Here is an 8,539-nt window from a genome sequence, read left to right on the forward strand (position 1 = left end):
TCAGCCGGGCCCAGAGATCGCGCAGCGCCATGGCTCAGGCCACCCGCGCCAGCAGGCCGTCCGCCGTCGCCGCATGCGGGCGCAGCCGCAGCAGCGCGCCATGCAGCGCGTCGGGGTCCAGCCCGGCGGGCAGCTCCACCCGGACCGGGCAGAAATGCTCGGTATGGCCTCGGTCGCGGCGTTCCAGCAGCACAGTTTCCTCCTGCCCCAGACGGGATTCGTAGAAGCGCCGCGCGGCGGCGGCGCCGGCCTCGCGCAGCCGGGTGGCGCGTTCGCGCCGCAGCGGCACCGGCAGTTGCGGCATGCGGGCGGCCGGGGTGCCCGGCCGTTCGGAATAGGGGAAGACGTGCAGGAAATGCAGCCCCGCCTCCTCCACCAGCTCCAGCATGCGGGTGAAATGCGCCTCGGTCTCGGTCGGGAAGCCGGCGATCAGGTCGGCGCCGAAGGCGATACCGGGCCGCAGGTCGCGGGCGCGGCGGGCGCAGGCCAGGGCATCGGCGCGGCTGTGGCGGCGCTTCATGCGCTTCAGCATCACATCGTCGCCATGCTGCAGCGACAGGTGCAGATGCGGCATCAGCCGCGGCTCCCCGGCGATCAGCCGCCAGAGATCCTCGTCGATCTCCACCGGGTCGAGCGAGGAGAGGCGCAGCCGCTGCAGCTCCGGCAGCAGCGCCAGCAGCCGCCGCGCCAGCTGGCCGAGGGTCGGCCGGCCCGGCAGGTCGGGGCCGTAGCTGGTGATGTCGACGCCGGTCAGCACCAGCTCGTTGTAGCCGCGCGCGACCAGGGCGCGGGCCTGCTCCACCACCGCGCCCATCGGCACGGAGCGCGAGGGGCCGCGGCCATAGGGGATGACGCAGAAGGTGCAGCGATGGTCGCAGCCCTGCTGCACCTGGACGAAGGCGCGGGCGCGGCCGGCGAAATCGGTCACCAGATGCGCCGCCGTCTCGGTCGCCGCCATGATGTCGGTGACGGGGGCGGGGGAAGCCTCCGGCGCCCAGGCTTCCGGCTTCAGCTTGTCGGCATTGCCGATGACACGCGCCACGCCGGGCAGGGCGGCCCAGGATTCGGGCGAGATCTGCGCGGCGCAGCCGGTGACCAGGATCGGCACGCCCGGCTGTTCCCGGTGCGCGCGGCGGATCGCCTTGCGCGCCTGGCGCTCGGCCTCGGCGGTGACGGCGCAGGTGTTGACCAGCACGGCGTCGCGATGCCCGGCGCGCAGCGCCAGCGCCCGCATCGCCGTGCTCTCATAGGTGTTCAGCCGGCAGCCGAAGCTCAGCACGCGGAGCGGGCCCTCCTCCAGCCCGCCCGCCAGCGCGTCGTCCTCAGGGCCGGTTTCCCGCGCGCCCGGGCCCGGCGCCAGCAGGTCTGGCGCGGGGCGCGCCGCGCTCATGCCGGGAAGGTATCGGGGTCGAACTGGCCGAGGAAGGCGGTGGCCACCGGCCCGCCCATCAGCACGTGATTGTCGGAGAGCCGCCATTCCAGCTCCAGCGGGCCGCCGGGCAGGTCGATGCGGGCGCGCCGGCCGGCCAGGCCGCGGCGATGCGCGTTCACCAGCGTGGCGCAGGCGCCGGAGCCGCAGGCCAGCGTCGGCCCGGCGCCGCGCTCCCAGATGGCCAGCCGGATATGCTCGGGCGAGACCACCTCGGCGAAGCCGATATTGGCGCGCTGCGGCAGCAGGGGGTGGTGCTCGGCCAGCGGGCCCAGCGCCTGCCAGTCCAGCCCCTCCAGCGTCTCGACGAAGAAGGTGGCGTGCGGATTGCCCATCGAGCAGGCGGCCGGGTCGGCCACCGCGCCGAGGTCGATCGGCAGGTGGGTGGTGTCCATCGCCTCGGCCAGCGGCACCTCCTGCCAGGCGAGCGAAGGCGGGCCCATATCGGCGCGGATGGTGCCGCCCGCCAGCCGCTCGCACGGCAAATCGCCGCGCACGGTGCGCACCACGACATGATCGCGGCCGGTCTCGGCCATCAGCAGCCAGGCGACGCAGCGCGTGGCGTTGCCGCAGGCCTCGGCCTCCGACCCGTCCGGGTTGTGGATGCGCATGAAGACGTCGGCGCCCGCCTCCGGCCTCTCCAGCGTGATGAACTGGTCGCAGCCGATGCCCCGGTGCCGGTCCGACAGGGCGGCGATGCGGGTCGGGCTCAGCGGCAGCGGGGCGGGACGGGCATCGACCACGATGAAGTCGTTGCCCAGGCCGTGCATCTTCCGGAACGGGATCATGCGGCAGGATATGCCCCGTTGTGCGGCGCAAATGAAGGGGCGCGCGCATGCATGCCGGCCGGGTCACTGTCACGCAGGGTTGATGCCTGCCGCCCGCGGCGGCGCCGGGGCTGGCCTTGCCGCCTTCTCCCAGGCCCGGCAGGAAACACGCCATGCAGGTCTACATCCACGGCAATTGCCAGAGCACCGCGCTGCGCCTCCTGCTCGGCGAGGCCGGGCATGGGCTCGAGATCGCCAGCCGCGAGGTGCAGACCGCCGCCATGCTGGAGGAGATCGGCACCTATGAGTGCCAGATCCGCGCGGCCGATGCGGTGGTGGCGCAGGTGGTGTCGAAGGGCTATCGCGGCGAGACGCGCCTCTCCACCGCCTGGATCCGCCAGGCGGTGCGGCCGGATGCCCGGCTGGTCGTCTACAATGGGCAGCTCTTCGATGGCTATTTCCCGCAGCTCGGCTATCTGCCGGAGCTGCGCGCCTGCCGGATGGATTATCACGACTGGCACCTGGCCGAGCTGTATGCGCGCGGCGCCTCGGCGGAGGATGCGGTGGGCGAGACGGGGCGGGAGGATTTCTTCTCCGCCGGCTTCGCCGAGGCCCACGCCGAGGCGAGCCTGCGCGAGGCCGAGGCGCGCGAGGCCCGCACCCTCTCCCCGCCGCTGCGCCTCGCGCCGGTCCTGCGCGCGGAATTCCGCCGCACCTGCCTGTTCCACACCGTGAACCACCCGAGCCGCTTCCTGCTGCTGGAGATGGGGCGGCAGATCCTGGCCGCGCTCGGCCTGCCCGACACCCTGCCCACGGAGGGGCCGGAGCATCTCGGGACGACCCGCATCCTCCCCTATCCGGCGCTGCGCCGGCATCTGGGCCTGGCCTTCGGCCCGGAGGCGCGGCAGATCACCGTGCAGAACCGCACCCTGCCGCTGCTGGACTATGTGGGGGAGCTGTTCGAAACCTATGCGCGCCAGGGCGGCCCGGCGCGGGTGGCGGAGGCCCTGCGCGCCGCGCCGCGCGCCATGGCCTATCTGGAGGCCTATCACCGGGAGCATGGCGGCGTGCTGGCGGCCTGAGGGCGAGATCCGCTTTACGCCTTGCCGGCGCGGCGCGACTCCCGCTATAGGCGCGCTCCTTCCCGCGCGTCCGGGCCTGTAGGGCATGCCCGGCCGCGGTTTCGTGCCCGCCTCTTCCCGGGGCGGGGACCTCGATGACCAGGAGACCGAAATGCCCAAGATGAAGACGAAGTCGAGCGTCAAGAAGCGTTTCACGCTGACGGCGACCGGCAAGGTGAAGGCTGGCGCCGGCAACAAGCGCCACATGCTGACCGCCAAGACGAACAAGATGAAGCGGCAGAACCGCGGCACCTTCGTGCTGGACAAGCAGGATGGTGACACGGTGAAGCAGTGGATGCCGTACGGTTCGGCCCGGTAAGACAGAGGATCTGAACCCATGGCTCGTGTTAAGCGCGGCGTTGCCGCCCATGCCCGCCACAAGAAGGTCCTCAAGCTCGCCAAGGGCTATGTGGGCCGTTCCTCCAAGGCCTATCGCCCCGCGCTCGAGCGCGTCGAGAAGGCCCTCCAGTACGCCTATCGCGACCGTCGCGTTAAGAAGCGTGAGTTCCGCGGCCTGTGGATCCAGCGCATCAACGCCGCGACCCGCGAGCATGGCCTGACCTACTCGAAGTTCATCGCCGGCCTGAAGGCCGCGAACATCGAGCTGGACCGCAAGGTGCTGGCCGCCATCGCCTTCGAAGACGCCGCTGCCTTTGGCGCCCTGGTCGAGAAGGCCAAGGCGGCGCTGCCGGCTTCGGCCGAGGCGTAATGTCCGCTCCCCCTGGTGCGAACCGGGGGGATGACGGATAGAACGAGCCGCCGCCGCCCTGGGTCCCCAGGGCGTCCGGCGGCTTTTTTCGTATCGATCGATACGGTCTGCCACGGACGGGACGAACCGATGACGGATGACCTCGCCACCCTGCAGGCGGAGACCGAGGCCGCGCTGGCCCAGGCCGCCGATCTGCGTGCGCTGGATGCGGTGCGGGTGGGCGTGCTGGGCAAGAACGGCCAGCTGACCGCCCTGCTGAAGGGTCTGGGCGGCGTGCCCGCCGAGGCGCGCAAGGAGCGCGGCGCCGCGCTGAACCGGCTGAAATCCGCGCTGGAAGGCGCCATCGAGGCGCGGCGTGTCGCCCTCGACGCCGCCGCGCTGGAAGCCCGCCTGGCCGCCGAGCGGCTGGATGTGACCCTGCCGCCGCGCCCCTTCCCCCCCGCCGGGCCGGAGCAGGGCGCCATCCACCCGATCGCCCGCACGGTCGAGGAGATCGTGGCGATCTTCGGCGCCATGGGCTTCGCCCTGGCCGAGGGGCCGGATATCGAGGGCGACTGGTACAATTTCAGCGCGCTGAACATCCCCGGCCACCACCCGGCGCGGCAGGACCACGACACCTTCTACCTGCCCGCCCGCGCGGGCGCGAACGAGGCCCGGCCGGTGCTGCGCACCCACACCAGCCCGGTGCAGATCCGCACCATGCTGGACCAGGCGCCGCCGATCCGCGTCATCGTGCCCGGCCGCACCTGGCGCGCCGACCATGACGCGACGCACAGCCCGATGTTCCATCAGGTGGAGGGGCTGGTGATCGACCGCGGCATCACCCTCGGCCATCTGAAGGGCTGCCTGATCGATTTCCTCCGGGCCTTCTTCGGCATCAGCGACCTGCCGGTGCGCTTCCGCTCCTCCTACTTCCCCTTCACCGAGCCCTCGATGGAGGTCGATATCGGCTGGAACCGGAAGACCGGCGAGCTGGGCAAGGGCGGCGACTGGCTGGAGATCCTGGGCAGCGGCATGGTCCACCCCAAGGTGCTGGCCAATTGCGGCATCGACCCGCGCGAGTGGCAGGGCTTCGCCTTCGGCATGGGCATCGAGCGCATCACCATGCTGAAGCACGGCATCCCCGACCTCCGCCCCTTCTATGAGAGCGATGTCCGCTGGCTGCGCCATTACGGCGCGCCCGTGCTCTCCCCCGCCACCCTGGCCGAAGGGGTCTGAGCGATGAAGTTCTCCGTCAGCTGGCTGAAGCAGCATCTCGAGACCGAGGCGAGCCTCGACCAGATCACCGCCGCGCTGAACACCATCGGCCTGGAGGTCGAGGGCGTCGAGGATCGCGGCGCGGCGCTGGCGCCCTTCCGCATCGCCCATGTCATCGAGGCGGTGCAGCACCCGAATGCCGACCGCCTGCGCGCCTGCAAGGTCGATGTGGGCGATGGCGTCATCCGCTCCGTCGTCTGCGGCGCGCCGAATGCCCGCACCGGCATGAAGGCGGTGCTGGGCCTGCCCGGCGCCGTGGTGCCGGTGAACGGCATGGTGCTGAAAGTGGGCGAGATCCGCGGCGTCAAGAGCGAGGGCATGATGTGCTCCGCCCGCGAGCTCGGCCTTGGCGACGACCATGAGGGCATCCTCGACCTGCCCGAGGACGCGCCGGTGGGCGAGGTCTATGCGCGCTGGGCCGGGCTGGACGAGGCGGTGGTCGAGATCTCGGTCACGCCGAACCGCGGCGATGCGTTGTCCATCCGCGGCATCGCGCGCGACCTGGCGGCGGCCGGGCTCGGCACGCTGAAGCCCTTCGCGCCGGCGAAGGTCGAGGGCGTCTACCCCTCGCCGCTGCGCTGGGTGCTGCAGGATGCGGAGAGCTGCCCCTGGGTGGTCGGCCGCGCCGTGCGCGGGGTGAGGAACGGCCCCTCGCCGAAATGGCTGCAGGACCGGCTGGCCTCGATCGGGCTGCGGCCGATCAACGCGCTGGTCGATATCACCAACTTCTTTACGTATGACCTCGGCCGGCCGCTGCACGTCTTCGACGTCGCCAAGGTGAAGGGCAGCGAGCTGTTCCTCCGCCGTGGGCGCGACGGCGAAAGCTTCCTGGCGCTGAACGGCAAGGAAGTGGCCGTGACGCCCGAGGATCTGGTGATCGCCGATTCGGAGGCGGTCGAGAGCCTCGCCGGCATCATGGGCGGCGAGCATTCCGGCTCCGACGAGGCGACCCGCGAGGTGTTCATCGAATGCGCCCTGTTCGACCCGGTGCGCATCGCGCTGTCGGGCCGGCGGCACGATCTCCGCTCCGACGCCCGCGCCCGCTTCGAGCGCGGCATCGACCCGGCGCTGCTGCCGGCGGCGCTGGACGCGGCGACGGCGATGGTGATCGAGCTCTGCGGCGGCGAGCCTTCCGAGGTGACCGAGGCCGGGGCCGAGCCCGCCTGGCAGCGCCAGGCCAGCCTGCGCTTCGCCCGCATCGCCGGCCTCGGCGGCAGCGATCTGTCCGCCGATGAGGCGGTGGCCATCCTGGAGCGCCTCGGCTTCGGCGTGGTGGCGCGGGATGCGGAGGCCGTCACGGTCTCCGTCCCCTCCTGGCGCAACGACATCGCCGCCCCCGGCGCGCTGGCGCAGGGCCCGGGGCTGTCGCCCGAGCGTGCCCAGGCCGCCGCCGAGGGCTGCGCGGTGATCGAGCCGGAATGCGACCTTCTGGAGGAGGTGCTGCGCATCCCCGGGCTGGACCGCATCCCGCCGGTGTCGCTGCCGGTGGCCTCCCCGGTGCCGCGCCCGGCGCTGACGCCGAAGCAGGCGCGGGCCTCCCTGGCGCGGCGCGTCATGGCGGCGCGCGGCATGCTGGATTGCGTCTCCTTCGGCTTCCTCGACAGCACCACGGCGGCCCGCTTCGGCGAGACGCCGGCCATGCTGCGCCTCGACAACCCGATCGCCGCCGATCTGGACCAGATGCGCCCGACGCCGCTGGCCAGCCTGGCGCAGGCGGCCGCCCGCAACGCGGCGCGCGGCTATCCGGACGTGGCGCTGTCCGAGCTGGGCGGCGCCTACCGGGATGCCTCGCCCGAGGGGCAGCTGGCGGTCGCCGCCGGGCTGCGCCTGGGCCAGACGCCGCGCCACTGGGCCGCGCCGGCGCGCGCCGTCGATGCGATGGACGCCAAGGGCGATGCGCTGGCGGTGCTGGCGGCGCTCGGCGTGCCGATGGCGGCGCTGACGGTCACCGCCGATGCGCCGGGGCACTACCATCCGGGCCGCTCGGGCGTGGTGCGGCAGGGGCCGAAGACCGTGCTGGCCTATTTCGGCGAGCTGCATCCGAAGTTGCGCGAGGAGCTCGGCCTGGCCGGCGCCGCCGCCGGCTTCGAGGTGTTCCTGGATGCCGTGCCCGAGCCCAAGCGCAAGAAGAAGGCGGTGCCCGATCTGCCGGCCTTCCAGCCGCTGAAGCGCGACTTTGCCTTCCTGGTCGATGCCGGCGTGCCGGCGGAGAACCTGGTGCGGGCCGCGCGCGGCGCCGAGCGGGCGCTGATCGTCGATGTGGCGCTGTTCGACCGCTATGCGGGCGAGAAGCTGCCCGAGGGCAAGGTGTCGCTGGCGCTGGAGGTGACGCTGCAGCCGCGCGAGGCCAGCCTGACGGATGCGGAGATCGAGGCGGTCGGCGCCAAGATCGTCGCCGCCGTGGCCAAGGCGACCGGCGCGACGCTGCGCTGATTGAGGGGGCGTTGCCCCCTCAAACTCGCCCATTCTTCCCCTTGGGCAGGGGACAGGGTCCCCTGCATCCGCCTTCAGTGGAAACCAAACAGATGGGTTTCCAAAGGCCTCAGGCCTTTGGTGGGGAGAGTTTGAGAGGGGCGAAGCCCCTCTCAAGAGCATGAGCCCCGCCTTCAGCGCCGCCCGAACAGCTTTTCCAGTTCGGCCTTGCCCATGCGCAGCCAGGTCGGCCGCCCGTGGGAGCAGGTGGAGGCGCGGGGCGTCGCCTCCATCTGGCGCAGCAGGGCGCTCATCTCGGCGGGGTTGAGGCGGCGCCCGGCGCGGATCGAGCCATGGCAGGCCAGCCGCGCGATGGCGGCGTCCAGCCGGCGTTCCAGCGCGGTGCTTTCCTCCCATTCCGCCAGCTCGGCGCAGAGGTCGCGCAGCAGCGGCGCCGGGTCGGGATTGCCGAGCAGGGCGGGCAGGCTGCGCACCAGCAGGGTGGCGGCGCCGAAATCCTCGATCTCCAGGCCGAGCCGGGCGAGCGTCGGCGCCGCTTCCAGCAGGCGGGCGGCGTCGGCGGGGGGCAGCTCGACCACGGCGGGGATCAGCAGCGGCTGGGCGCGCACCTCGCCGTCCAGCAGCTGGGCCTTCAGCTGCTCATGGGTCAGCCGCTCATGCGCCGCGTGCTGGTCCACCAGCACCAGGGCGCCATCCGGTGCCTCGGCCAGGATGTAGGTTTCCAGCAATTGCGCCACGGGGCGGCCGAGCGGGCCGTCCTCCTGGCCGACGGGCAGCGGCTCCTGCGGCGCGGCCTCGGGGCGCGGGCGGGGGGCGGGCAGGC

8 protein-coding genes are annotated in these 8,539 nt (G+C 72.4%); 5 read left to right on the forward strand and 3 right to left on the reverse strand.

Annotated features, from left to right (window positions below; all coding sequences use genetic code 11):
• Window positions 1-34: 34 nt before the first annotated feature.
• Both mtaB and dapF read right to left on the reverse strand, forming a co-directional pair.
• Window positions 35-1,390: a tRNA (N(6)-L-threonylcarbamoyladenosine(37)-C(2))-methylthiotransferase MtaB gene (gene mtaB / locus HMPREF0731_RS07820; protein ID WP_007003532.1), complete on the reverse strand. Its 1,356-nt coding sequence runs from the start codon at window positions 1,388-1,390 to the stop codon at window positions 35-37.
• Entirely contained in the window at window positions 1,387-2,217 is an 831-nt protein-coding gene (dapF, locus tag HMPREF0731_RS07825) for a diaminopimelate epimerase (protein ID WP_007003533.1), read from the reverse strand. The genes mtaB and dapF overlap by 4 nt, the downstream gene beginning before the upstream one ends.
• Window positions 2,218-2,369: 152 nt before the next feature.
• Between dapF and HMPREF0731_RS07830 the strand changes: the two genes are divergently transcribed.
• The 5 genes from HMPREF0731_RS07830 to pheT all read left to right on the forward strand — a co-directional run bounded on the left by HMPREF0731_RS07830 (window position 2,370) and on the right by pheT (window position 7,716).
• Window positions 2,370-3,278, forward strand: a complete 909-nt coding sequence (locus HMPREF0731_RS07830; protein WP_007003534.1) for a WcbI family polysaccharide biosynthesis putative acetyltransferase — start codon at window positions 2,370-2,372, stop codon at window positions 3,276-3,278.
• Between the two features lie 151 nt (window positions 3,279-3,429).
• Entirely contained in the window at window positions 3,430-3,636 is a 207-nt protein-coding gene (gene rpmI / locus HMPREF0731_RS07835) for a 50S ribosomal protein L35 (protein ID WP_040612546.1), read from the forward strand.
• An 18-nt stretch (window positions 3,637-3,654) separates the two neighbouring features.
• Complete coding sequence (gene rplT / locus HMPREF0731_RS07840) at window positions 3,655-4,026, forward strand: 50S ribosomal protein L20 (protein ID WP_007003536.1); 372 nt, start codon at window positions 3,655-3,657, stop codon at window positions 4,024-4,026.
• Between the two features lie 129 nt (window positions 4,027-4,155).
• Entirely contained in the window at window positions 4,156-5,244 is a 1,089-nt protein-coding gene (gene pheS / locus HMPREF0731_RS07845) for a phenylalanine--tRNA ligase subunit alpha (RefSeq protein ID WP_007003537.1), read from the forward strand.
• A gap of 3 nt (window positions 5,245-5,247) precedes the next feature.
• A complete protein-coding gene (gene pheT / locus HMPREF0731_RS07850) occupies window positions 5,248-7,716 on the forward strand; it encodes a phenylalanine--tRNA ligase subunit beta (RefSeq protein ID WP_007003538.1) in 2,469 nt (822 codons plus the stop codon).
• 173 nt (window positions 7,717-7,889) lie between these two features.
• On the opposite strand, the gene HMPREF0731_RS07855 is transcribed toward pheT, so the two are convergent.
• The coding region (locus HMPREF0731_RS07855) for a DNA mismatch repair MutL family protein (protein ID WP_007003539.1) at window positions 7,890-8,539 on the reverse strand (650 nt) is incomplete at its 5' end.

The sequence above is a fragment of the Pseudoroseomonas cervicalis ATCC 49957 genome (genome assembly GCF_000164635.1).
GTDB classification, from domain to species: domain Bacteria; phylum Pseudomonadota; class Alphaproteobacteria; order Acetobacterales; family Acetobacteraceae; genus Pseudoroseomonas; species Pseudoroseomonas cervicalis.

Excerpts from the sequence above, each read along its gene's own strand:
- HMPREF0731_RS07830 (WP_007003534.1), top strand. The coding sequence starts at position 2,370 with ATGCAGGTCTACATCCACGGCAATTGCCAGAGCACCGCGCTGCGCCTC.
- pheS (WP_007003537.1), top strand. The coding sequence starts at position 4,156 with ATGACGGATGACCTCGCCACCCTGCAGGCGGAGACCGAGGCCGCGCTG.
- dapF (WP_007003533.1), bottom strand. The coding sequence starts at position 2,217 with ATGATCCCGTTCCGGAAGATGCACGGCCTGGGCAACGACTTCATCGTG.
- mtaB (WP_007003532.1), bottom strand. The coding sequence starts at position 1,390 with ATGAGCGCGGCGCGCCCCGCGCCAGACCTGCTGGCGCCGGGCCCGGGC.
- rplT (WP_007003536.1), top strand. The coding sequence starts at position 3,655 with ATGGCTCGTGTTAAGCGCGGCGTTGCCGCCCATGCCCGCCACAAGAAG.
- pheT (WP_007003538.1), top strand. The coding sequence starts at position 5,248 with ATGAAGTTCTCCGTCAGCTGGCTGAAGCAGCATCTCGAGACCGAGGCG.
- rpmI (WP_040612546.1), top strand. The coding sequence starts at position 3,430 with ATGCCCAAGATGAAGACGAAGTCGAGCGTCAAGAAGCGTTTCACGCTG.